This window comes from Streptomyces fuscichromogenes (assembly GCF_014645815.1).
GTDB classification, from domain to species: domain Bacteria; phylum Actinomycetota; class Actinomycetes; order Streptomycetales; family Streptomycetaceae; genus Streptomyces; species Streptomyces fuscichromogenes.
This window is the reverse complement of record NZ_BMML01000021.1, coordinates 127199-149904: the sequence shown is the minus strand read 5'-3', so window position 1 is coordinate 149904 and position 22706 is coordinate 127199. Positions and strand designations below refer to the sequence as shown.

Annotated in this window: 26 protein-coding genes; 2 read left to right on the top strand and 24 right to left on the bottom strand. The window is 69.6% G+C overall.

The window, feature by feature from the left end; translation table 11 throughout:
* Positions 1-376: 376 nt before the first annotated feature.
* The 3 genes from phoH2 to IEZ11_RS36025 all read right to left on the bottom strand — a co-directional run bounded on the left by phoH2 (position 377) and on the right by IEZ11_RS36025 (position 4710).
* Positions 377-1702 carry an RNA 5'-3' helicase PhoH2 gene (phoH2, locus tag IEZ11_RS36035; RefSeq protein WP_189267182.1) on the bottom strand — a complete coding sequence of 442 codons (1326 nt, stop codon included), beginning with the start codon at positions 1700-1702 and terminating at the stop codon, positions 377-379.
* A gap of 434 nt (positions 1703-2136) precedes the next feature.
* On the bottom strand, positions 2137-2910 hold the full coding sequence (locus tag IEZ11_RS36030; protein WP_189267181.1) for an isoprenyl transferase: 774 nt from the start codon (positions 2908-2910) through the stop codon (positions 2137-2139).
* A gap of 957 nt (positions 2911-3867) precedes the next feature.
* Positions 3868-4710 carry a methyltransferase domain-containing protein gene (locus tag IEZ11_RS36025; protein WP_189267180.1) on the bottom strand — a complete coding sequence of 281 codons (843 nt, stop codon included), beginning with the start codon at positions 4708-4710 and terminating at the stop codon, positions 3868-3870.
* Positions 4711-4762: 52 nt separating this feature from the next.
* Here IEZ11_RS36025 and IEZ11_RS36020 point away from each other — a divergent pair, with 52 nt between their 5' ends.
* Positions 4763-5275: a DinB family protein gene (locus IEZ11_RS36020; protein WP_189267179.1), complete on the top strand. Its 513-nt coding sequence runs from the start codon at positions 4763-4765 to the stop codon at positions 5273-5275.
* Between the two features lie 31 nt (positions 5276-5306).
* Here IEZ11_RS36020 and IEZ11_RS36015 read toward each other — a convergent pair whose 3' ends face one another.
* The 7 genes from IEZ11_RS36015 to IEZ11_RS35985 form a co-directional block, all read right to left on the bottom strand.
* Positions 5307-5786 (bottom strand): GNAT family N-acetyltransferase, encoded by a 480-nt coding sequence (locus IEZ11_RS36015; RefSeq protein ID WP_189267178.1) that lies wholly within the window; start codon positions 5784-5786, stop codon positions 5307-5309.
* A 211-nt stretch (positions 5787-5997) separates the two neighbouring features.
* Positions 5998-6879 carry an LLM class flavin-dependent oxidoreductase gene (locus IEZ11_RS36010; protein ID WP_189267177.1) on the bottom strand — a complete coding sequence of 294 codons (882 nt, stop codon included), beginning with the start codon at positions 6877-6879 and terminating at the stop codon, positions 5998-6000.
* A gap of 86 nt (positions 6880-6965) precedes the next feature.
* The gene (locus IEZ11_RS36005) at positions 6966-7547 is read right to left on the bottom strand and encodes a hypothetical protein (RefSeq protein ID WP_189267176.1); all 582 of its coding nucleotides are present in this window, start codon (positions 7545-7547) and stop codon (positions 6966-6968) included.
* Positions 7544-8242 (bottom strand): hypothetical protein, encoded by a 699-nt coding sequence (locus IEZ11_RS36000; RefSeq protein ID WP_189267175.1) that lies wholly within the window; start codon positions 8240-8242, stop codon positions 7544-7546. The genes IEZ11_RS36005 and IEZ11_RS36000 overlap by 4 nt, the downstream gene beginning before the upstream one ends.
* A 13-nt stretch (positions 8243-8255) precedes the next feature.
* Positions 8256-8939: a hypothetical protein gene (locus IEZ11_RS35995; protein ID WP_189267174.1), complete on the bottom strand. Its 684-nt coding sequence runs from the start codon at positions 8937-8939 to the stop codon at positions 8256-8258.
* A 57-nt stretch (positions 8940-8996) separates the two neighbouring features.
* Positions 8997-10355, bottom strand: coding sequence for a hypothetical protein (locus tag IEZ11_RS35990; protein ID WP_189267173.1), 1359 nt, complete (start codon positions 10353-10355; stop codon positions 8997-8999).
* A complete protein-coding gene (locus IEZ11_RS35985) occupies positions 10352-10669 on the bottom strand; it encodes a DUF6317 family protein (protein ID WP_189267172.1) in 318 nt (105 codons plus the stop codon). Before IEZ11_RS35985 ends, IEZ11_RS35990 begins: the two co-directional genes overlap by 4 nt.
* Positions 10670-10899: 230 nt before the next feature.
* Here IEZ11_RS35985 and IEZ11_RS35980 point away from each other — a divergent pair, with 230 nt between their 5' ends.
* Positions 10900-11265, top strand: coding sequence for a DUF192 domain-containing protein (locus IEZ11_RS35980; protein ID WP_189267171.1), 366 nt, complete (start codon positions 10900-10902; stop codon positions 11263-11265).
* 95 nt (positions 11266-11360) lie between these two features.
* Here the strand turns inward: IEZ11_RS35980 and IEZ11_RS35975 are convergent, their stop codons facing one another.
* From IEZ11_RS35975 to IEZ11_RS35910, 14 genes are all read right to left on the bottom strand, one after another.
* Positions 11361-11990, bottom strand: coding sequence for an OmpA family protein (locus IEZ11_RS35975; RefSeq protein WP_189267170.1), 630 nt, complete (start codon positions 11988-11990; stop codon positions 11361-11363).
* Between the two features lie 7 nt (positions 11991-11997).
* A complete protein-coding gene (locus IEZ11_RS35970; RefSeq protein ID WP_189267169.1) occupies positions 11998-12576 on the bottom strand; it encodes a hypothetical protein in 579 nt (192 codons plus the stop codon).
* 35 nt (positions 12577-12611) lie between these two features.
* Positions 12612-13196, bottom strand: coding sequence for a pilus assembly protein TadG-related protein (locus IEZ11_RS35965; RefSeq protein WP_189267168.1), 585 nt, complete (start codon positions 13194-13196; stop codon positions 12612-12614).
* The gene (locus tag IEZ11_RS35960) at positions 13193-13381 is read right to left on the bottom strand and encodes a Flp family type IVb pilin (protein WP_189267167.1); all 189 of its coding nucleotides are present in this window, start codon (positions 13379-13381) and stop codon (positions 13193-13195) included. The genes IEZ11_RS35965 and IEZ11_RS35960 overlap by 4 nt, the downstream gene beginning before the upstream one ends.
* Positions 13382-13488: 107 nt before the next feature.
* Positions 13489-14220 carry a response regulator gene (locus IEZ11_RS35955; protein ID WP_189267166.1) on the bottom strand — a complete coding sequence of 244 codons (732 nt, stop codon included), beginning with the start codon at positions 14218-14220 and terminating at the stop codon, positions 13489-13491.
* A complete protein-coding gene (locus tag IEZ11_RS35950) occupies positions 14217-15392 on the bottom strand; it encodes a sensor histidine kinase (protein WP_189267259.1) in 1176 nt (391 codons plus the stop codon). The genes IEZ11_RS35955 and IEZ11_RS35950 overlap by 4 nt, the downstream gene beginning before the upstream one ends.
* 213 nt (positions 15393-15605) lie before the next feature.
* A complete protein-coding gene (locus IEZ11_RS35945) occupies positions 15606-16493 on the bottom strand; it encodes a DUF5936 domain-containing protein (protein WP_189267165.1) in 888 nt (295 codons plus the stop codon).
* Between the two features lie 18 nt (positions 16494-16511).
* The gene (locus IEZ11_RS35940) at positions 16512-17456 is read right to left on the bottom strand and encodes a type II secretion system F family protein (protein WP_189267164.1); all 945 of its coding nucleotides are present in this window, start codon (positions 17454-17456) and stop codon (positions 16512-16514) included.
* A 7-nt stretch (positions 17457-17463) separates the two neighbouring features.
* Positions 17464-18801, bottom strand: coding sequence for a TadA family conjugal transfer-associated ATPase (locus tag IEZ11_RS35935; RefSeq protein WP_189267163.1), 1338 nt, complete (start codon positions 18799-18801; stop codon positions 17464-17466).
* Between the two features lie 30 nt (positions 18802-18831).
* On the bottom strand, positions 18832-19185 hold the full coding sequence (locus IEZ11_RS35930; protein WP_189267162.1) for a TadE/TadG family type IV pilus assembly protein: 354 nt from the start codon (positions 19183-19185) through the stop codon (positions 18832-18834).
* A gap of 1 nt (position 19186) precedes the next feature.
* The gene (locus IEZ11_RS35925; RefSeq protein ID WP_189267258.1) at positions 19187-19516 is read right to left on the bottom strand and encodes a pilus assembly protein; all 330 of its coding nucleotides are present in this window, start codon (positions 19514-19516) and stop codon (positions 19187-19189) included.
* A 299-nt stretch (positions 19517-19815) separates the two neighbouring features.
* Positions 19816-21078, bottom strand: coding sequence for a CpaE/TadZ family protein (locus tag IEZ11_RS35920; protein ID WP_189267161.1), 1263 nt, complete (start codon positions 21076-21078; stop codon positions 19816-19818).
* Positions 21079-21090: 12 nt separating this feature from the next.
* Entirely contained in the window at positions 21091-21792 is a 702-nt protein-coding gene (gene cpaB / locus IEZ11_RS35915; RefSeq protein ID WP_189267160.1) for a Flp pilus assembly protein CpaB, read from the bottom strand.
* Between the two features lie 80 nt (positions 21793-21872).
* Positions 21873-22700: a hypothetical protein gene (locus IEZ11_RS35910; RefSeq protein ID WP_229713572.1), complete on the bottom strand. Its 828-nt coding sequence runs from the start codon at positions 22698-22700 to the stop codon at positions 21873-21875.
* Between the last annotated feature and the right edge of the window lie 6 nt (positions 22701-22706).

Genomic DNA, 22706 nt, shown 5'->3' with positions numbered 1-22706 from the left:
GTGCCCCCGGCACTGGTCTCCTCACTACTGGGTCACGGGAGACACGGGCCCGGTGGGCAACTCCCGGAAGGGAGCGCCGCGTGGTGCTCGGGCGGCATACGACGTCGCTATGGAATTAGCAGTGCTGCTTCTGTTGTTCTGTACCGCTGGGGGTACAGGTGTGTCGTATGCGGGGCCTGACAGGAGTGAGACTCTGCCGTACCCCGACGCCGGGTGGCAATTCAGAGTTGCGTGTGAAAGCTCACATCCGGTTTCTCCCAGGGGATTTCAGGAAACCGCCACACGCGAAGGTGCCGCCCGGCTAGGCTCGGGGCCTTTGCCGGACGGCACCAACGGATGGGTTATCAGCCCAAGTTGGACACAGCGAACAGATGGCTCAGATGTGCCCGTCCTCCAGCATTTCGGTCACAAGTGCGGCGATCTGGGACCTCTCGGACCGGGTGAGGGTGACATGCGCGAACAGCGGATGCCCCTTCAGCTTCTCCACGACCGCGACCACACCGTCGTAACGCCCCACCCGAAGATTGTCCCTCTGCGCCACGTCATGGGTCAGAACCACCCGTGAGTTGGCGCCGATCCGGGACAGAACGGTCAGCAGGACGTTCCGCTCCAGCGACTGGGCCTCGTCCACGATCACGTACGCGTCGTGCAGGGAGCGGCCGCGGATGTGGGTGAGCGGCAGCACCTCCAGCATCCCGCGGGCGGTGACCTCCTCGATGACCTCGCGGCTGGTGACCGCCGAGAGGGTGTCGAAGACCGCCTGCGCCCAGGGGCTCATCTTCTCCGACTCGGAGCCCGGCAGATAGCCGAGTTCCTGCCCGCCGACCGCGTAGAGCGGACGGAAGACCATCACCTTCTTGTGCTGGCGGCGCTCCAGGACCGCCTCCAGGCCCGCGCACAGCGCCAGCGCGCTCTTGCCGGTGCCGGCCCGGCCGCCCATCGACACGATCCCGACGTCCGGGTCGAGCAGCAGGTCGAGCGCGATGCGCTGCTCGGCGCTGCGGCCCTTGATGCCGAACGCCTCACGGTCGCCGCGCACCAGCCGGATGTTGCCCTCCGCCGTGACCCTGCCGAGCGCCTTGCCGCGCTCCGACTGGATGGTCAGACCGGTGTGCACGGGGAGGTCCGAGGCCTCCGGGACGTACACATGGCCCTCCTCGAAGAGGATGTCCACCTGTTCGCCGGCCAGGGTCAGTTCGGACATCCCGGTCCAGCCGGAGGCGCCCGTGATGGCGAGTTCGGCGCGGTACTCCTCGGCGAGGAGGCCGACCGACGAGGCCTTGATCCTGAGCGGCAGGTCCTTCGAGACGACGGTGACGTCGTATCCCTCGGCCTGGAGGTTGCGGGCGACCGCGAGGATGCGGGAGTCGTTGTCCCCCAGGCGGTAGCCGGAGGGCAGCACGCTGGGGTCCGAGTGGTTGAGCTCGACACGGATGGTGCCGCCGAGTTCGCCGATCGGGATGGGGGCATCGAGGCGGCCGTGCCGGACCCGGTAGTCGTCCAGCAGGCGCAGCGCCTGCCGGGCGAAGTAACCGAGCTCCGGATGGTGCCGCTTGGCCTCCAGTTCCGTGACCACGACGATCGGGAGCACGACCTCGTGCTCCTCGAAGCGGGCCATGGCGTTCGGGTCGGCCAGCAGGACGCTGGTGTCGAGAACATAGGTGCGCCGGTCGGACTTGCGGCGCGTTGTGCTGGTCACCACGGAAGGACGTACCCCCTCGGATGAGGTCGGGGAGCGACGAAGGCAGAGCTGGGCCGGGAGGGCGAGAAGAACACGGCCGGTTGACGGCCGCCCTGCACGGGCCGAAAACCGGCCCCCCGCTGCTTCTTCCGTGCCGTGACCGCACGGTCGGGCTGGTGCAAAAGGGCCTCCCGGGCGGACGGCCCCGAGCCGCCCGCTGAGAACCGATGCCCGTGGTTCGGGCATCGACCTGCTTGGCTTATGCCCTCGAACATGCGCCGCCATGCCACGGTCCGCAACGACGCGCAGGTGAACTCCGTGTTACCCGCGCCCCAATACGGGTGATTTACGCCTCATGGGTGAGGTGGGGTCATCCCCTGTGACGACGCGGTTATCCAGCGTGGCGCCGGTGACGGTGGCCGTATGCCGCGTTGACGTCCGCCGTCACGATCACGTCACCCGCCGTAGCGGCGGTGCCGGGCCGCGTAGTCACGCAGGGCGCGCAGGAAGTCGACCTTGCGGAACGCGGGCCAGAAGACCTCGCAGAAGTAGTACTCGGCGTGGGCGGTCTGCCAGAGCATGAATCCGGACAGCCGCTGCTCGCCGCTGGTGCGGATCACCAGGTCCGGGTCGGGCTGGGCGCCGGTGTAGAGGTGCCGGCCGATCGCGTCGACGGTGACGGAGTCGGCGAGGTCCTCCATCGCGACACCCTTGTCGTGGGCGTCCAGGATCATCGAGCGGACGGCGTCGGCGATCTCCTGGCGGCCGCCGTAGCCGATGGCGACGTTCACCAGTATTCCGTCGACGTGCGCGGTGGCCTCCTCGGCCTCCTTCAGCGCGGTCTGCATCTGAGAGGGCAGCAGGTCGGGGGTGCCCACGTGGTGGACGCGCCAGCGACCGTCGGCGGCGAGGGTGCGGACGACGTCCTCGATGATGCCGAGCAGCGGGACCAGTTCCTCCTGGGCGCGGTCGAAGTTGTCCGTCGACAGCAGCCAGAGGGTGACGACCTCGACGTCGGTCTCGGAGCACCAGCCGAGGAACTCCTCGATCTTCTCGGCGCCGGCGCGGTGACCGTGCACCGTGCTGGATCCCGCGGCCTTCGCCCAGCGGCGGTTGCCGTCCATGATGACGCCGATGTGCTTGGGCACCTGAGCGTGGTCCAGGTGGCCTTCCACCCGGCGCGCGTAGAGCCTGACGAGCAGGCCGCGCAGCTTGTCGCGCAGGTTCACTTGAGGTCCGCCCCTCGTGATTCGGATGCGGGGGTCCACGCGATCGGGACACGCGAGTCCACGTGACCGGGATGCGGGAGTCCGCGGGATTCGGATGCGGGAGTCCGCCCGCCGAAGCCTACCCCGCGGGGAGTTGAGGGAGGCCCGGCAGGGAGGGTGCCCCGTGGGGCGGGAGGTTCCGGTCGCCACCCGGCCGCGGGTCGGTCGTGGCTGGTCGCGCCGTTCCCCTCACCGCTTCGGGACGCCTTCGGGGCGGCGCCCCGAAGGCGCTTGAAAACTGGGTGAGAACTGCGGACAGAAAAACGGGCCGGTCCGTGGGGGGGAGACGGACCGGCCCGAGGGGGGGTTTCCACCATAACCCTTCGTAAGTGATGCTGCGTACATTGGCGCGCATCAACTACTCTCCGGAGTCGTCCGACGACGCCCCGGTGGGCCTGGAACGGTGGATTCAAGGGTCCCGAGTGGCCGATTCACGGCGGAATCCCAGGAAAACCAGCCGCTCACGGGGAGATCAAGAGGGTTTGAGCCGTCCCGGGGGCGCCCCGGCGAGTCGTTCACCCGTCCCCCCGACGGGCTACCCCGGGTGCGAACGACGGCTTGACGGGAGCGGGTGGGGCGTCACGGCACCGCGCAGCCCCCTCCACTGCGCGGTGCCGCCCGCGCAGCTTTGCTCACGCGAATTACCTTGGTCTGAACTTACGCGACCCAACCGGGTGACATGGAGCCAAATGGGTAACGATGTGAGAACGCTGTGAAAATGAGGGATGAACGAAGCGATTTTGCGTTCACTTATGCGTAGGTCGGCGCCCTACCGCACGACTTGACCGTATTGGCAACTCACGTCACGACATGCCCCACACTGATCGTTTCCCGTCCCCCGCGGCCGAGCAGGCGTCCGGAGGCCCGAACGACGCTTCTTGGCCATTCTTCGCGGCCTGGCATTGCAAGGCGGGTGCATCATGGCCGGCGCACCGGCTTCCGGGCATCGAGAAGATGCCGGGAGCTGTGCGCGACGAAGGCACCCTCCGTCTCGATCCGCCGGTGCAGGGCACGGAGTTGGGGCTCGTACGCCTCGACCGTGAAGCCGGGGACCATCCACACGACCTTCCGCAGAAAGTGCACGACGGCGGCGATGTCGTGGAACTCCATCCGCAGCCGCTCCGCCCGCAGAGCGACGACCTCCAGCCCGGCCGCCTCCGCCGCGGCGCGCTCGCCGTCGGGGTGACGGCCGCGCCGGACCGCCTCCGGCTGCGGGCCGAGGAAGAACTCGACGAGCTCGAAGACGCTGGCGGGCCCGACGTGCTGCGCGAAGTACGTGCCGCCCGGACACAGCACACGCGCGATCTCGGCCCAGTGGGCACGCACCGGATGCCGGCTGAGAACCAGGTCGAAGACCCCGTCGGCGAACGGCAACGGAGCGTCCTCGGCCGACGCGACGACCACGACACCACGAGCCCCCAGCCGGTTGCTCGCCTTCACGGCATTCGGCGCCCAGCCTTCGGTGGCGACAAGCAGCCGGGGCCGGTGAGGGGTGACCGGGGTCGAGGAACGGTCCGTGGAGCCGCTCCCGGCCGCCACGCCCAGGGCGAAGTCGAACACCTCGCCGCCGCCGGTCTGGATGTCGAGCACCGCGGTGGCGTGGGCGAGACGCCCGCCTGCCGTGCGGGCGTACCCCCAGGAGGGGCGGGCCTCGGTGGCCCGCCCCTCGAACCAGGAGAAGTCCCACCCCTCGGTCGGCACGGCGGCCCCCTCGGCGACGAGGTCCTCGAAGGTGCGTTCGTGTGCCCGCTGCTCTGCCATGGCCCGCATGATCGCAGCGGGTTGTCGGTGCCTGCTGCTAATTTCGCCCGCCATGACGACCGATGAGACGTACACCGCCGGCGAGAAGGAAATCCTGCACGCGAGCCTGGACCGGCACCGGGACGCGGTCCTGTGGAAACTCCGGGGCCTCGACGACGAACAGCTGCGCCGCCCGATGACCCCGTCGGGGACGAACCTGCTGGGGCTGGTGAAGCATCTGGCGTCGGTGGAGTACGGGTGGTTCGTGTCGAGCTTCGGCGGTGAGGTCGAGCCGCTGTGGTTCGACCCCTACACCGACGACGACCTGTCCGTCGCCCCCGGCGAGACGACCCCGCAGATCACCGACTTCTACGGGCGGGCGCGCGCCGCGGCCGACGCGGTGATCACCGCACGCCCGCTGGACGCGCAGGGCCGCCCGGACTGGCGGGACCACTCCGTCTCGCTGCGCTGGGTCCTGGTGCACATGATCGAGGAGACGGCGCGGCACGCGGGGCACATGGACATCCTGCGGGAGCTGATCGACGGGACGACCGGAGACCATCCGCGCGACACCGAGACGACGTGACGAGGCGGTGGCCGACGCTGCGGAGGGGGGATCAGGACTCCTCCGTGGCGTCGTCGCCGAGCACGAGCAGTACATACCCCTCGTCCACGGGGTGCTCGGGGTCGTCGTACGGCACGAAGCCGCTCTTCTCCAGCAGCCGTACCGAGGCGGTGTTCTCGGCGAAGGGGTCAGCGAACAGGGGCCGTACGGTCTCCTCCTGGAGGAAGAGGGCGAGGGCGCGGCTGCCGACGCCTCTCCCCCAGTAGGCCCGCCCGAGCCAGTACCCGGTGAACCGGCGCTCGCCCTCCCACCAGGCGACGATGTTCCCCGCGACCTCTCCGTCCGCGACGACGGTCCGCACCAGGCCGCTCGGATCCCCGAGCACGCGCTCTCGCCAGTGCCGCAGGAAGGCCTCCCGCGGCCGGGGCGTGAACCTCGACCGCCGGACGGCCTCCGGGTCGTGCTCGTAGGCGAGGAAGACCTCAAGGTCTTCGTCCAGTACGGGCCGCAGCCGAACATCATTGGTCGTCATACCGGCGAGTGTGGCACCCACCACTGACAACGACGGCCGACCGACCTCAGGCCACGACGCACACCGGGCTTGAGGACACGACGGTCACGGCACGACCGTCAAGACGCGACGGTCACGGCACGGTGGTCATGACACGACCGTCACGGCACGACGATCACGGCACGGTGGGTCACGGCACGACGGTCATGACACGACCGTCATGACACGACCGTCACGGCACCAGTGGCCGGACCTCCTCCGCGGTGAACCGTACGAAGCCCTCGGGGTCGGCCTCGTCCGCCGTCGGCTGGAGGATGACGGTGTCGGCGCCGGCCTCCACCAGCCGCTGCACCGCCTTGGCGACGGCACCCGCGTCGCCGGCGACACCGAGGTCGGGGACGGCTTCCAGCCCCTCCGCGACGAGTTCGGCACGGAGCCTGGCGGGGGCGTCGGGTCCGGTGGCGGTGAGCAGATAGACGACGACCTTGTGCGGCTCGCCCGCGCCGCGCCGCCCCGCGGCCGACCGTCCCTCCTCGACGAGCCCGAGGGCCCGACGGAGGCGGTCGGGTGAGGTGGCGGCGGTGAGAACGGTGCCGTCGGCGGCGGCACCGGAGAGGCGCAGCGTACGGGGCCCTTCGGCACCGGCGAGGATCTCGACGGGGCCGGCGGGCGGCCAGTCGAGCGCTACGTCGTCGAGGTGGACGTACCGCCCGTCGACGGTGAGCCGCTCCCCGCGCAACAGTGCGCGCAGGGCGTCGAGATGCTCGCGCAGCAGGGTCAGCGGGGACTCGGCGCGGGCGCCGACCTGGCCCATCCAGTCCTGCACGCCGTGCCCGACGCCGACGATCGGGCGCCCCGGGAACATCCGGTGCAGCGTGGCGATCTCCATGGCGGTGACGGCGACGTTCCGCAACGGCACGGGCAGCAGCCCGACCCCGACCCGCAACCGCTCCGACCAGGCGAGAGCGGCAGCGGCGGCAGAAACCCCGCCCTCCCGAAAGCAGTCCTCCCACAACCACAACTCTTCGAGCCCCACCCCCTCGGCAACCCGAACGACATCCCGCAACCGCTCAGGAGAAAGCTGGGGACGAAAGACGGCGCCGAGTGAGGTCATGGGGGAGGTCTTACCCGGGGCAGGCCACCCTCACAACCGAATTCAGCGCCGTCGCTGCTCCCTCAACCACCCACGGTCGGCCCAAGTCACCGAAGAGCTACGTCGGCCCGAGCCAGGGATGCGGTGAGGTCCTTGCGCAGGGCCAGCCGGAAGGGCCTGGCGCCGCCCGGTTCGGAGACCACGGCGCCGGGGCCGGGAGGGCCCGCACACCAGACGTGGGTGAGCCGCACGCTCATATGACGTTTGAAGGGGGTGGATGTCAGCACGTCCTGCCCGATGCAGAGGATCGCGGGGACCCTCACCTCACGTCCCGTGGCAGGGTCGCACTCCCTGAGCCGCCACCTGTGTGTGCCGGGTACGACGATCTCGCACTTCACCGTCCGCCAGGGGTGCGCGCTCAGTCTGCGGTGCATGCGCAGGGCCGTGACAGCACCCCAAATATTGTGGGGCAGCAGGACCGGCGTGACGAAGACACCTCTGACCAGAATCGGTATGAACTGTTGGGCATCGGTGTCCGCGGCCAGGGCGATCGCCAGGAAGAAGCCGGGCCATACGACGAGGAGAAGCACCGCTTGGCGGATCAGTCGACGGTGGATCGCGCGGCGGGTGGACGAGTGCTTGACGGCGGGCTGGGAGGCCCAGGGAAGCGGCGGAGAGGGGGCGCTCACGAACGCTCACCACCAGCGGCGGTCGCGAAGGGATCCTCGAAGGTGACGGTGTGGGCGATCTGGCGGAGGATCGCACGGTATTGCTCGCGACGGCGAACAGCAGTGGTGCTCAAGGTGAGGAGCGCGATGGCGGTGCCGTCGGGATGCGGGAGGTAGCCGTGAATCTGCAACAAGGGCTGCGGGGGAAGAACTGACTCGGCGGCCGCCGTACGGAGCGTCTCGCTGAACGCGACCGGGCCGCAGGGCACTTCCGTGAAGTCGATATCCGTGTGCCCTTCCGCCGCCAACAGCACGCGGGCAGCGGTGACTGCGCGCGGGGCCCAGGCGGTATCCACCCAGGTGATGGTGAAGAGCGAGAGCAGGAAACTTCCCTCCGGGTCTGCTGTGCCCTCCGCGTCGTCCCGGTGGAGGCCGACCGCGCAGTGAGCCGTCCCGTTCGTGCACAAGCTGTGCAGCATGCGCTGGACCGCGGCCAGGGTTGCGACGAATTCCTGCCGGCACACCTCGTCGGGGGCTGCGTCGAGGATGGGTGCCAACGCCTCGCCGAGTCGCTCCGCCTCGGGGGCACCTGCCGACGTGACGAGGGCCGGTAGGGGAACGGTGGTGAATCCGGCGGGTACGCCGAACCAGATGCCGTCGCCGGATTCCTCGGCGCTGGGGATGGCTGTGACGTTCGAAGCCGATGCGGTGGTCATGTTGGAGCGCTTCTCATCCCTGCGCGGAAGGTTGTGACGGCTCTGGGAGGTACCGGGCACCGGCGCGACCGGCACACTCCACGGCGCCCAGGTCTGTACCCCAGCCCTCCCGGACGCACCTGCTGTCGAAGACCGGCCGCTGGTAGAGCAGATGCAGCCGCTTCGGTGCCTGACCGCCACGGCCGGGCGCGGCGACCACGCCGAGAAAGCGTGGGTCGCCCGCGAACCAGAGCGGTTCGATCTGTGCCCTGCGCTCAGGCTTCGTACGCGGTCCGTCCAGTCGGCGCAGCCACCAGTACGAGCGGTGGTGCTTGAGAAACACCAGCGGGATCTTCTCCTCCGGTGCGGACGGGTTGCGGAACTCGAACCAGATTCCGTCGTCACGGGCACCGGGGTGTCTGCCCAGCCCGCTCGGCACCTTGTCGACGATCTGCCAGTGGTACGCGCGCAGGACGCGTCGGATGCCCAGGGCCGCGGGGAAGTAGGTGAGCTGGATGAAGAATCGGTAGAAGCCATAGAGGAAGTACGGCATGAAGATCCAGACAAACCAGTTCGGTGTGTACGTGGAGATGCCGATGAGCACTACCCATCCGGCGGGCCATCCGATGAGTCCGACCGCGTTCATGGCCATGTGCCGTGCCCACGCGGCACGGGTGGGGGCGTGGTCCCAGGCTGTGAGGTGATCGGTGGGATTCATGAGGGATTGCCTTCTCGTCGGGAGAGGGAGGATGGACGACTCGGCCTCAGGCGGTTCTCACAGGGGCCTGAAGAGACGCCGGAGCAGATCGACGGTCTCGGCCGTGTCAATCGGCCCCAGGAAGAAGCCGTCAATGCCGGTGCCGACGTTCGCCGCGGTGTCGTTGTCCAGCGAGTCGCTCAAACTCGCGGTCAGGCCGTAGGAAGCTGTGGTGAAGCCGGCCCACGGGGCAGCTTTCTCAGCGACCTCGACCGTGTTGGTCAGGCGTGGTGCCTTTGCCACCACCCATTCCGTGAACGGGTTCTTCAGTTCGGCAAAGCCTCTGGCCGATTCCATGGTCCGGCCTCCGGCTGCGGCAAACCGCTGACCCACGGTAAGCACTTCACCGGCTTCGCCTACCGACCTGAACAGCACGGGGGCGCCCTTTGCTGCGGCGCCGAGGCCGGGAAGCATGCCAAGTCCGTCCGCTGCCACGCCGATCGCGTTGCTCCAGAAATCGGCGTCGAACTCTCCGTGCCGAAAACCGTCCCACAGCGAGGCGCGCACGGCAGGATCCGCGAGCCGGGTCGCGACCGCGCCAGCGCTCAGTGCCGTCGCGGCCAAGAGCAGCACCGCCGCTGCCGTACCGCCCGTGACCACGAACAGAGCGATGATGCCGAGGACCGCGGCTGTCCAGCTGAGGATGTCCGGCAGGTTGTCGGTGATCCAGTCGAGTGCCTCGTCGAAGAGGCCGGGCTCGTTCGGTGCCAGTTTCTGTGTGGCGTCAGTGATCCTGCCGGCCCGGTAGCGGGCCTTCTCCTCGTGCTCTTCGGCGAGCTTCTTCGCCCTGCGGATGATCGCGTCGAGGTCGGTCTCGGCCTCCTCCACGGCTGCGTTCGCATGGGTGAGCGTTTTCTGGGCCGCTTCGTGCTGCGAACCCTTCTTCTGCAGATCTGGGGCGCCCTTCGCCTGGCCCGCCCGCCCCTTCGCCGCAGCCAGCGCATCCCGCGCGTCCTTTGCGTCGCTCTCCAGTTTCTTCGCACGGCGCTGGAAATCCTCCAGTTCTCCTTCCCAGCCGTCGAGTTGACGAGCCGCCTTACGGATGGAGTGTGCGGCGTTCTTCAGGTTGAGCGGCAACGACCCGCCGTCGAGTTCCTCCCGGAAGGCGACAGCGGCGTCACCCTTCCAATAGCTGCCGTCCATCATCTTGGTGACCAGGCCATGGGACTCTTCGAGGACCCTGGCACAGTTCGTGAGCTTGACGCAGAGGTCGTGGACGGTGTCCGTGCTGCCGGGTGCGGGATTGAAACCCAGGTTCGGATAGTCCGCGCTCGAAACACCCGAGCATGATTTGAGACCCTGCGGTTTGTCATAGTTCGCGCGGGTCTGCGTGTCGAGAACGCCAGCTGGCCGCTCCGTGCCGGGGGGATAGGTCACTTCGCTGTCTCCCCCTTACCCGACCCGGCCTTCTTCAGAGCTTCTTCCAGCGCCTTGTCCACCTCGTTGTAGCTGTCACGGCTCTTCCCGATGATTTCGGCAAGGCCATCCGCCTGCTCGCCGATCTGCTCGGTGCCGTACTTCCACTCCTCCTGGAAGTACTGACACGCGCCGTCCAGGTCGTCCGTACCGAGTCCGCTGACCGTGGCATCGCTCAGCGCCTTTCGCAGTCCGTTCAGCGAGCTGCTCGACTTCTTCAGCAACTTCATGAAGTGCGCGAGCTCATCGCCGTCAACGACCAGCCGGTCGGCCACGCGCCGCCCCCTCTTCCTCTTCCTCTTCTTTCGAGTCCGGCCCCTCGCCCGCACCCCAGCCGGCGGCACGAGTAAGAGACCAGTAAAGAACTGTAACGGTTCCACTTGTAAATCACCGGATGGCAGGGGCGCAGCACCCGAAAGAGCGGTCATTGAATCTCGTACGTCCCTGTGCCGGTACGTTCGTTCATGTCATGCGGCAGCGGGCGGGGCGGGCGGAGGCAGCTGAGATGGCGCGTTGGCGAGACGGGCGTGGGACGTTGCTCGTGCATGGAGGTGGGGGTGGGGCGAGGGCCGTTCCGTTGGAGATCGCCGTCTCCTATCGGGCGCGTACCCGTGGGCTGTTGGGGCGTGATGCTCTTGACGGGGCGATCCTGTTGTCGCCCGCCAACGGGATCCACACCTTTCGGATGCGGATGGCGATCGACGTCGCGTATCTGGATCGCCGGTTGAACGTCATCGCCGTGCGCACGATGCGGCCGGGGCGGCTCGGCCGGCCGCGGCTGCGGTCGCGGCATGTGCTGGAGGCGGAGGCCGGGGCCATGGCGGGGTGGGGTGTGGAGGTGGGGGCGAGGGTGAGTGTCGAGGAGGACTGAGCGGGGGTGTACGCGCGCGCGGGCGGGACCGGTGTTCCGCCGCCGGTCGGGGGGAGGGAGACGGCGGAAGTCCGGGGGCAGGCGCTGGAGGAGCCTCAGGAAGCGGTCCGCGGGAACGTGACCTCCACCCGACGGTTCTTCTTCCTGCCCTCCTCCGTCGAGTTGTCCGCGATCGGGTACTGCTCGCCGTAGCCGCGCACGTCGAAGGTGATGTTCGGGTCGTTCAGGTCCTGGTCCAGGACGCCCTGCACGGCGTTTGCGCGCTGGCGGGAGAGGACGTCTCCGTGGGCCGAGGTGCCCAGGTTGTCGGTGAAGCCGAAGACGCGGACCTGGGTCGGGTTCTGCTTCCTGATCTCGTCCGCGATCGCCCCGATCCGTGCCTTCGCCGCCTCGCTCAGCTTCGCGCTGTCCTTGCTGAACAGCACCTCGGCCTGGAGGGCGAACGTCACGTCCGTGTTGGTGTCCGTACGGCGCTCGTCACCGCTCTGGTCCTCCACGACCGACTTGATGTCCAGGACCTTGGGCGCGGCGAGGGTGGCGCCCTCGGGGAGCTTCAGGTCGGGGTCGGTCGGGTCGATCTTCACCGGGGCACTGGCGGAGGGTTCCGTGCCCGGTGGGACGCTCGGGTCGTCGCCGTCGGCACGGGCACTTGTCGCGCCGTAGAGGTTCGTGACGAGAAGGAGCGTGGCGGCGCCCAGGGCGAGGGGCAGTCGTGGTGTGGTCACTTCGGCCTCACCCGGAGATCTTGATCGTGCCGCTGGAGAAGGTGGGGAGTTGGAGGGTCACCTCGGTGGTGTCGGCGGGTGGGGCGGGGAACTGCATGAAGACCGCGAGGGTTTCGCCGGATTGGAGCGTAGAGAATCCAGTCGTGGTCAACGGCCGGCCATCCGTGTCGCGCAGTACGTAATACCGCTTCTTTCCCTTGGAGTCGACCAGCGTCGCGCCCCCCAGTGACCTGCCGTTCCTGATGATCTCCGTTTCATTCCCACTCAGCGCGGCTGGGATGACGACGAGTTGGGAGCCATCGTTCTTCAGGACGCCGTTCACTGTGACGAATCCGCCTGAGTCACGCTGGGCGGAGGTGATCTGAAGGAGAAGACCGTCCGAGCCCTGCAGCTCCGCGAGAGGGGCGGCCGACTGCCCCTCCTGAGTACTCGGGTCAGCCTCGCTGCTCTTGGACGCCGACGCCTGCGGTTTGCTGTTACCGCCACCGTCACCACCACCGCAACCGGCCGCGCCCAGAGCCAGACCAGCCGCAACGGCCAGAGCGACCAAACCCTTGCGGGTCTTCGTAGTGAACCCAACGCTCATCGCTCCTCTTCCTTCTTCACTCGTCGATTCGCTTCTCAGTCGGCCAAATGGACGTCGAAGAGGTCCTGAGGTCCCGGGAGATCCGTGAGATCCCCCGGGTCCAGTTTCCAGTTCCGATCCCTGCAGATGAGTTCGGGCAGGACGCTGTCATCACCGGAAAGTGTGAACGTGCAGAGCGACTCGATCACGGCGGTGGCGTGCGCCGTCGACCTGACGTTCTCTGTACCAGGTACGACGGAGTCACCCACTGTCTTGTTGGTCCTCGCGTCAACCACATATCGCAGCGGATCAGGCTCGCTGCACTGCACATTGGCGTCGTTCTGTGCCCCGAGTTGGTCTGCGCGCCAGCACGAGTCGGTGACGGCCACGTTTCCGTCGAATATCTCCTGCCACTTGGTCGGGTCGAGTACGTCCTGCACCCACTGGTCCGCAAGTTGGTCACGGGTGTTCATGGCCGCCGCCAGGGCCGCCGCATCAGCAGCAGTCTGGGCCCCATTGCGATTCACCGCGGCTTGGCCGACAGCCAGGTAGGCGAGCGCGAGAAAAAGCAGACCCGCCACCACCGTGATGTAGATGGGGAAGGCCTGCCCTGCGTCTGTGTAACTGTGGGTCTTGGTCAACCGGCGATCTGAGCAATCTTCCGGGTGATCGCGTCGTAGATCGACTGACCGATACTCGTACCCGTGATGGCCAGCACAATAGCCACCACCACCGCGATGATCCCCAAGTACTCGACCGCGGTCTGCCCCCGGTCGTCGGTGCGGCGCTGCATCGCGACAAACATCCTCAGCATCAGGTCGCTCATGGTGCTCCCCTCCGGGTTCGGTTCCGATCCTGGCAGCGTAAGGCGGAACATACCCTTCGGTGGAGGGTCCCAGGGCCCAAATGCGGACCCAGTTCATCCTGTTCATCTCAGGCCACCCCCAGCCACTTGGCCGTCGCCTGGGCGCGGGTGGTGGTCTGGAGCTTGGCGAAGATGCGGTTGATGTGGTTCTTGACCGTCTTCTCGCTGATGAAGCAGACGGCGGCGATCTGCTGGTTGTTCATGCCGGACGCGATGAGGTCCATGATCTCCGCCTCCCTGCCGCTCAGTTGAAACCGGGACTGTGTCGACTGTCCCACATGCGGTTGCATTCGCGAAAGGTTTGGTGAAGAAATTTGTGGTGACAGGGAGCGGAGTCTCGGTTTTGCGTGTGCAGTTGCATGGTCTCTGATATGTGCCAGCAACGCGTTCGTCGCCGTCGGTGTGAAGTGCGGGCGGCCGTCGCCCACGTCCCGTACCGCCTGGGTGAGCTGTTGGGTCGTGAACTCGCCGTGGACCAGGTAGCCCCCGGCGCCCAGCCGGACCGCCTCCTGGACGAGGTCCGTCTCGTCGCTGTACGTCAGCATCATCACCGGGGCGACGCGGACCAGGTGGGGCAGGGCCGCCATGCCGTCCACGCCGGGCATGCGGACGTCCAGGAGGATGACGTCGGGGCGGTGGTGCAGCGCCGCCTCGTAGGCCGCGCGGCCGTCCTCCGCCTCCGCCACCACCGTGAGGTCGTCCGCCGCGGAGAGGACGGCCGTCAGGCCCGCCCGGATCACCGGGTTGTCGTCGGCCACCAGGACGCGCAGTCCCCGCAGTCCATCAGCCGTGTCGGTCATGTCAGTGGCACCTCCACTCGGACCTTCGTGCCCTTGTCGGTGGTCAGTTGGATACGGGCACCCACCGACGCGGCCCGTTCCGTCATGCCGAGCAGACCGAAGTGGCTGGTGCGGCGCAGGTCTTCCAGGGTCGTGTCCGCGGGGAGGCCCCGGCCGTCGTCGTGGATCGTCACCACCAGGTGGGTGGGGGTGGCGGCGGCCCGCACGTCGACCCTCGTCGCGTGCGCGTGGCGGTGCGCGTTCTCCAGGGCCTCCGCCACGATGCCCAGCAACTGGCGGACGGTGGGGGGCGGGAGCGGGACCGGGGCAGCCGGTCCTTCGTACTCCGCGGGGAGCGCCGTACGCGCGGTGAAGTCCGCTGTCAGCGCGCGCAGTTGGGGCAGTACGTCGTCCGCATCCGCCCCGGCGCGCAGGTCCGTCAGGAGTTCGCGGGACTCCGCCGCCGCCCGGCGTGCCGCCCTCGCGAGCAGTTCCGCCTGCTGTCGGATCAGGGCCGGGTCCAGGCGGTCCGGGGACGCGGCCGCCGAGGCCGCGAGGCCGTCGGCGACCAGCGCCACGCCGTACAGCGTCTTGGTCACCGAGTCGTGCATCTCGCGGGCCAGCCGGGCGCGTTCCGCGCTCGCCGCCGCGCTCGCCGCCGCACTCGCCGCCTCGCTCGCGGCCAGGCGGGCCCGGGTCTCGGTCAGGGCCTCGGTGGCGGCACCGAAGCGGAGCATCAGGTTGCGCAGGGCCGAGCCCATCGCGCCGGTGATGACGCAGAGGCCGGGCAGGAGGAGGGACTCGGCCAGCGCGGAGTGGTGCTTCAGCGTCTCCTGCGCCACGAGGAGGATCAGCGACTGGAGGGACGCGAAGACCGCGGCTCCACGCCAGCTGTAGAGGAGGCCGGCGAGGAGGGGGGTGCAGACGCTGACGTACGCGAGGGTGGTGTCGGGGCCCGCCGAGATCAGGAGGAGGGACCCGAAGAGGCTGTCGGCGGCCAGCAGGGTGGGGTGGCGCAGGAGGAGGGGGCCGAAGCGCTGCCAGTCGCGGAAGAGGACGTACGAGACCATGAACGTGACGACCACGGCCGAGCCGACCAGGCGGGCGCCCAGGCCGGGGCTGGCGTTGAGGAGGGCGGCGGGGGTCGCCACGGCGATCATCGCCAGGCGGAGGCCGAAGACCTGCCGGCACATCGCCTGAAGGGCACGGATCTCGACCTTCTCGCCCACTTCACCCACCTCGCCGGCCCCGCCCACCTCGCCGGCCCCGCCCACCTCGCCGGCCACGTCCGCCGCGTCGGACACCCCCGCCACCCCGGTGGCGCGGAGCGCGGGCTTCTCCGTGTTCTCGCTGGTCGTCACCGTCATCGCCTTCGTCTTCGCCTCCGCCTGCTTGCCCTGCTTCCCCTACTTCCCCGTGACCGACCCGAAGTCGACGCCCGAGCCCAGCAGCAGGCCCGCGGCCAGCAGCAGCAGCGTCGCCGGGACCATGAACGTGGTGATCATGAGGGTGGCCCTCGGTACCGCCCGGGCCGCCTTGCGGCGGGCGTTCTGGGCGTCGGTGCGGCGCATGTCCTTGGCCAGGGCGACCAGGGTGTCGACGATCGGCGCGCCCAGCTCCTCGCCCTGCTGCAACGCCGTCACGAACATCGCCACCTGTTCGGAGTCGTTGCGGCGGCGGAGTTCCGTGAACGCCTGGCGGCGGCTCATGCCGAGGTCCATCTGGCGCAGCGTGATGCGGAGTTCGTCGGCCCAGGGGCCCTCGTAATGCGTGGCGACGCGGTCCAGGGCCTGGCGGAAGCCGAGGCCGGCGCCGACCACCACCGCGAGGACGTCGAGGAAGTCCGGCAGGGTGCGTTCGATGACGTCCTTGCGGACGCGGATCGCCGACCAGATGCCGACCTCCGTCCAGAACGCGCCGAAGAGGAGGAGCAGAACGGCGACCAGCCACTGGCCGCGGAGGAGGAAGACCAGGAAGCCGGTGCCGCCCAGGGCGCCGTAGACCGCCCGGCGGGCCGCGTAGCGGTCGATGGTCAGGCCGCCGGGGTTGCCCGCCAGGTCGATCCTGCGGCGGTACTTCGCGACCTGGCGCGGGCCCATCAGGCGCAGCACCGCGGGGGCGTACCGCATGCCCATGCGGTCGATGAGGGAGTTGGCGGCGCCGGTGCGGGTGGCGCCCACCTCCAGGGCGATCGCCAGGTCGGCGGGGAGCTTCGCGTCGGCGCGGTACATCCGGATGCCCGCGAAGACGCCGTAGACGGCGAGGGCCATGAGGAGGGACAGGAGGAGTGCCATGTGATCCACCACCTCTACCTATACGTCGATGCGGCTGAGGCGGCGGATCAGGACGAAGCCGATCACGTACAGCCCGAAGGCGATGATGACCGCCGCCTGGCCGAGGCCGGTGCCGGTCATGCGGGCCAGGGTGTCGTCCTTGACCCCGTTCATCAGGAACAGCGCGCCGACGCCGAGCACCGGGACGGCGTACGACGTCATCGTCACCTGGGAGAGCTGGGTGCGGATCTCCCGGCGGGTCTCCTTGCGCTCCTCCAGGGTCTCGGTCAGGTTGCGCAGCGCCGAGACCACCTGGCCGCCCGCCCGGTTGGAGAGGACGAGCGTGGTGACGAGGACGACCAGTTCGCGGGACGGGAGCCGGTCGGCGAGCTCGCCGAGCGCTTCGTCCATGGAGTGGCCGATCGCCAACTGGTCGGCGACCCTGCCCAGTTCCTCGCCCGCCGGGGCCTCCAGCTCCTCCGCCGCCATCCCGATCGCGGTGCGCAGGGCGAGGCCGGCATGGGTGGCGTTGGCCAGGATGCGGGCCAGTTCGGGGAGTTGGGCGATGAACCGCTCGATGCGTTTCTGCCGCTGCCAGTTGAGGAACTGGACGGCGGCGAAGACGCCGAGCAGGCCGGCGATGGGGCCGAAGAAGGGGGCGAGGGAGGCCTGGCCGACCAGCCAGAGCGCCACGACGGTGGCGAGCATGTAGACGAGGAACTCGCCGGGCGTCACGTCCAGGCCGGTCGCGGCCAGCCGGAGTTCCAGGCGACGGCCGACCGACGTGCCGCGCAGGCGCCGGTCCAGGTTGCGAAAGCGTCGCCGGCGGCCGGTGAGCGGGGCCTGGCCGGTGTAGGAGAGGCGGTCCACCAGGGCGGCGCGCTGGGCCCGGCCGGAGGCGTAGGCGTGCAGGCCCACCACGGCCAGGACGCAGGCCAGCAGGGCGACGCCGGTGGTGAGGGAGACGAGGTCGTGGAGGGACATGGGCCGCCTACCGGGCTTCTCGGGTGGTGAGCTGGTCGAAGTGCTGGGCCACGCCGAAGGCCTGCGGGATCGGCTGGCTCGCCATGTAGAGGCGGTCGGCGGTGCGGCGCGGGAGCGGGAAGTACTGGAAGGCGCCGTGCACCCGGCCGTCGTGGGTCATGGGCTGGGCGTCGAAGCGGGCCACGGTCGCCAGCCGGTACGGCTCGCTGCCGTGGCTGTCGAGTATCGCGATCTCGGTGATCCGGCGGGCACCGTCGGCGAACCGGGTGAGCTGGACGATGACCTCGACCGCGCTGTTGATCTGGTCGTGCAGGGCGACGAAGGGGACCTCGACGTCGGACATGGAGGCCAGGGTCTGGAGGCGGGTCAGCGCGTCCTCGGCGCTGTTGGCGTGGACGGTGGCGAGCGAGCCGTCGTGGCCCGTGGACATGGCCTGGAGCATGTCCAGGGACTCGCCGCCGCGGACCTCGCCGACCACGATCCGGTCGGGGCGCATCCGCAGCGAGTTGCGGACCAGGTCACGGATGGTGATCTGGCCCTTGCCCTCGACGTTCGACGGCCGGGACTCCAGGCGGACCACGTGCGACTGCTGGAGCTGGAGTTCGGCGGAGTCCTCGATGGTGATGATGCGTTCGTGGGCGGGGATGAGACCGGAGAGGGCGTTGAGGAGGGTGGTCTTGCCGGTGCCGGTGGCGCCGGAGACGATGATGTTGAACTTCGCCTGGACCAGCCCCGCCAGCAGGAACACCATGTGCTCGTCGAGCGAGCCGAAGCCGATCAGCTCCTGGAGGGTGAAGGAGCGCGGGAAGCGGCGGATGGTGAGGGTCGGGCCGGTCAGGGAGAGCGGCGGGATGATGACGTTGACGCGTTCGCCGGACGGCAGGCGGGCGTCGACCATCGGGTTCGACTCGTCGACGCGGCGGTTGACCGTCGAGACGATGCGTTCGATGGTCTGCATCAGCTGGTCCGCCGAGACGAAGCGGAGCGGCAACTGCTCGACGCGGCCGCCGCGTTCGACGAAGATCGCGTCGGGGCCGTTCACCATGATCTCGGTGATCGAGGCGTCTTCGAGGAGCGGCTCCAGGATGCCGAGGCCGAGCGCCTCGTCGACGACCCGGCGGATCAGCTGGGAGCGTTCGACGGTCGACAGAACCGGGCCCTCACGGCTGATGATGTGGCCGAGGACGCGTTCCAGCCGGGCCCGGCGCTCGGCGGCGGCCAGCGCGCTCATCTCCGCGAGGTCGATCTCCTCCAGGAGCTTGGCCCGGTAGGAGGAGACCAGGTGGCCGTCCTCACCCCGGCTGCCGTTCTCCTCGGGGGAGTTGATGCGTGCCCGCAGGCTCATGTGCCGTGCTCCTCGTTCAGTGCTCGACGTTCAGTGGTCGACGGGCATCGTGGCGGACTTGGTGGCGTTGCCGAGATCCCAGACGATCTTGGGGATGTGGACCGTGGCGGTGACGGTGACCGAGTCGCCGCCGCCGGAGGACGCGCAGCTCACGTCGATCCCGCCACTGACCGCGGACGAGCAGGCGGCGCCGACGTCCTCTTCCAGCGAGGCGGCGCGGGCCCCCGCCCGAGCCGCCGTACCGGCCTGCTCGGCGGCGTAGGCGACGGCACCGAGCTGGATGCCGGCCAGGCCGACGAGGAGGAGGATCGGGAGGAAGCCGAGGTACTCGATGGCGACCTGGCCGCGGTCGCGGGGGTGCCGACGTGGAAGACGGGGGCGCATCTCAGTTCTTCACCTCCTCGACCGTGCCGGCGTGGCCGTGCACGGTGACGGGGAAGTCGATGGAGCCGGGGAACAGCACCGGGACGCGGAGCGAGACGTCCGCGGTGACCGTGCCGGTGCCGCCGCACCGGTCCACCCTGGCCCCCTCCCGCCAGGCGCTGGAGAGGTCCTTCAGGGCGGCCTGCTCGCAGACGCCGAAGCGTTCCCCCTGGGGGACGGCCGTGGCCGCCCGCACGCCCTCGTCGGCGGCGTTCCCCGCGAGGGTGAAGGCGTATCCGACGAGGACGGCCTGCCACATCAGCACCAGGGTGAGGATGATGACCGGGGTCATGCCGAGGAGCTCTATGGAGACCTGGCCGCGGTCGCGGTCGCGGGTGCGCCGTGGGTCGGGTGCGGGTGCGTGGGGGCGGGCCGCGCAGTTCCCCGCGCCCCTGAAGGGGCGCTCACGGTGGTGCCCTGCTTTCAGGGGCGCGGGGAACTGCGCGAGCAACCCCCACCGGCCCGCACCCGGCCCACGGCCCACCCCCCTCGAACCCACCCACCAACCCACCGCGCCCGAACCCACCCGGCGGCCCACCACACCCGAACCCACCCGGCGGCCCAGCGCCCCCGAACCCTCCCGGCGGCCTCTCACGGCAGTTCCTTCCGTCGTCGGAACCCCACCGCCGCCCGCTCCCCGCCCCGGGCCCGTGTCCCGGGGCGGCGGGGCGGTGTGCCCTCTGCCGACCGCACCAGCCCCAGCTCCCCGGCCAGCCCCCACAACGCCTGCTTCACCGTGCTGCGCGCGTCCAGTTCGTGCATCCGGCCCGCGTCCACCGCGCCCTGGAGCTCCTTGAAGTTCGCCGGGATCGGGGTGCCCGCCAGCGCGGTCCCGGTGATCCGCTGGATCAGCGCCGGCTGGATCTCCGTGGCGCGCGTGTACCGGTTGACCACCACCGTCGTCTCCTCGGCCTTGCGGATCTGCAGCCGGTCCCACATCCGCACCGTCCGCTTCGCCGCCCGTACGGCGACCACGTCCGGCGTGGTGACCAGCAGGGCGAGGTCCGCGGTCTCCACGGCCGCCGCGCCGGCCCCGCCGAGCTGTGCGCCGCAGTCGACGACCACCACCTCGTAGCGGGAGCGCAGGGCGCTGAGGATCTGGCGGGCGGCGCGGTCGGTGACCTCCTCGCCGCGTTCGCCCTCGGCGGGTGCGAGGAGCAGCGCGAGTCCGGAGTCGTGGCGGAAGACGGCCTCGGCCATGACCCGCGGGGAGATGTCGTTGACCGCGGCGAGGTCGGCGACCGAGCGGCGGAACTGGACGTCCAGGTAGGAGGCGACGTCCCCGGTCTGGAGGTCGAGGTCGACGAGGGCGGTGGAGTGGCCGGAGGCCTGTGCGGCGAGGGCGATCTGGACCGCGACGAGGGTCGCGCCGGTGCCGCCCTTCGCGCCGCTGACCGTGACGACGGTGCCGCCGACGCCGGCGAACACGTCGGCGCCGTGGCCGAGATGGCGTCGTACGCCGGTGGACCACTGGGCGACGGCCTGGACGCGGCCGGCCAGCTCCTCGTAGCTCAGCGGCAGCCCGACCAGGCCGCGGGCGCCGGAGTCCATGGCGGCGGCGAACAGGCCGGGGCTGGTGTCGGTGGTGACCAGGACGACGCCCACGGCGGGGAAGCGCAGGGCGACCTCGCGGATCAGTTCCAACGCCGGGACGGGGCCGATGCGTTCATGGACGACGACGACCTCGGGGAGTTCGTCGACGGACTCGGCGGCGGACCGGGCGAGGGTGTCGACGAGCCCGGTGGAGTCGACGACGGGGGCCAGCGGCTCGGCGTCCGGGAGCTGGCTGAGCAGGGAGACCAGGGAGCGGACGGCGTCCGGGTCACCGACGGCGGGGAGGATCCTGATGGGCATGGAGGGCGCCTCTCACTTGTCCGTCGCGAGTTCGTAGGTACGGTCCTTGTCCGGCACGGTGGTCGTGGTGCCGGGCGCGACCAGGGCGAGCCGGACCCGCTGGGCGAAGGACTCCGCGTAGGTGAGGCGCTGGGCGTCGAGCGTGGACAGGGCGAAGGTGATCGGGACGGCGTCGGTGGGCTGCTGGTTCTTGCTGTCCGGTTCCAGTGCGGTGATCTTGCCGACGTCCAGGACCCGGGCGTTGGTGACGATGATCTTCGACTCGTCGGGGTCGGTCTGCTGCTTGCCCTCGAAGGTGGCGTAGACGTTGACCAGCGAGCCGGGGGTGATCTTGCCGGCCACCCCGGTGGCCGCGTCGATCATGATCGCGACCTCCTGCTGGCCCGCCTTGAGTTCGGGCTGGTCGACGATCATGTCGGTCTGGAGCAGGGAGCCCTGTTTCAGGGTGGTGACCGCGATCTTGCCCTGGATCTGGGCGAGGCTGGTGACGGCGTTCGCGGACAGCCACCGCTCGGGCATCGAGATCTTCTTGAACTGGCTCGCGCTCAACGTGGTGTACGGCGCGACGTCGGAGCGGAGTTCGTACGCGGTGACCTTGGGGCCGACCTCGGACTTCGCGTTGTCGATGACCGACAGCACGCCGGCGAACGCGCCGAGTGCGCAGATCACCGACAGGATCAGGAGTATCACGCCGCGGCGCTGACGGGAGTTCATGGACCGTGCGACCTCATCGGGGAAGCGGGGGAGAGTGGGGGAAGCGGGGAGAACCGGGCGGTGGCGGTGGGCGGTGCGGGTCAGGCGGGCGTCCGCTGTTCCAGCGCGCGGGGCGCCGGCGGGTCGTAGTCGGGCGGGGTGGCGGAGCAGAAGACACAGCGGTCGCCGATGACGTCGATGCCGCACCAGTGGCAGCTGGTCTGCCGTACCGAGGTGACCAGTTGGTAGAGGACCGACAGGTCGGCGAGGTAGCTGGTGAACTCGATCATCCGGCCGGTGCCCCACCACACGGACGACTCGGCGGGCAGCGGGGTCTCGCGCAGCCCGTGCGCGCCCCAGGCCTTGGCGAGGCCGCCGATCCAGTCCGACTGCAGCTGCCCCTTGGCGACCAGCATCCAGGTGCCGAACTCGGGGCCGTTCAGGACGGCTTCCGGGGCGACCCGGACCAGTTGCGGCTCGGGGTGGGCGACGACCCCGAACTGGGTGCCGGGCATCCAGGACTTGGCGTGCGCCTTGAGGCCGACCGGGACGCGGTCCAGCTTGGCCACGGAGCCGAGGACGGCACCGGAGTGGATGTAGTGGGTGAGCAGCCGGCCGGCCGAGGCGAGCACGCCGGGGCTGAGGTCGCAGGAGGCCAGCTGCCGCAGCTGCCGGGCCAGGACGGCGATGCCGAGCGGCGGCAGGTCGGGGCGGAACAGCGCGATCCGGTCGCTCTCCAGGAGGGAGCGGAGGGTGTGCAGGCGCCGGACCACGGCCTCGGGTACGGCGTCCGAGTAGACGACGATCACATGGCCGTGCTGCTCGATGAGGGCGACGAACTCGGCGAGGGTCTGTTCGAGCGGGCGCTGGTCGAGGTCCCGGAGCACGACCGCGGGCATGGTCCGCTCGTCCTGGATGGGCAGCGCCATGTCGGC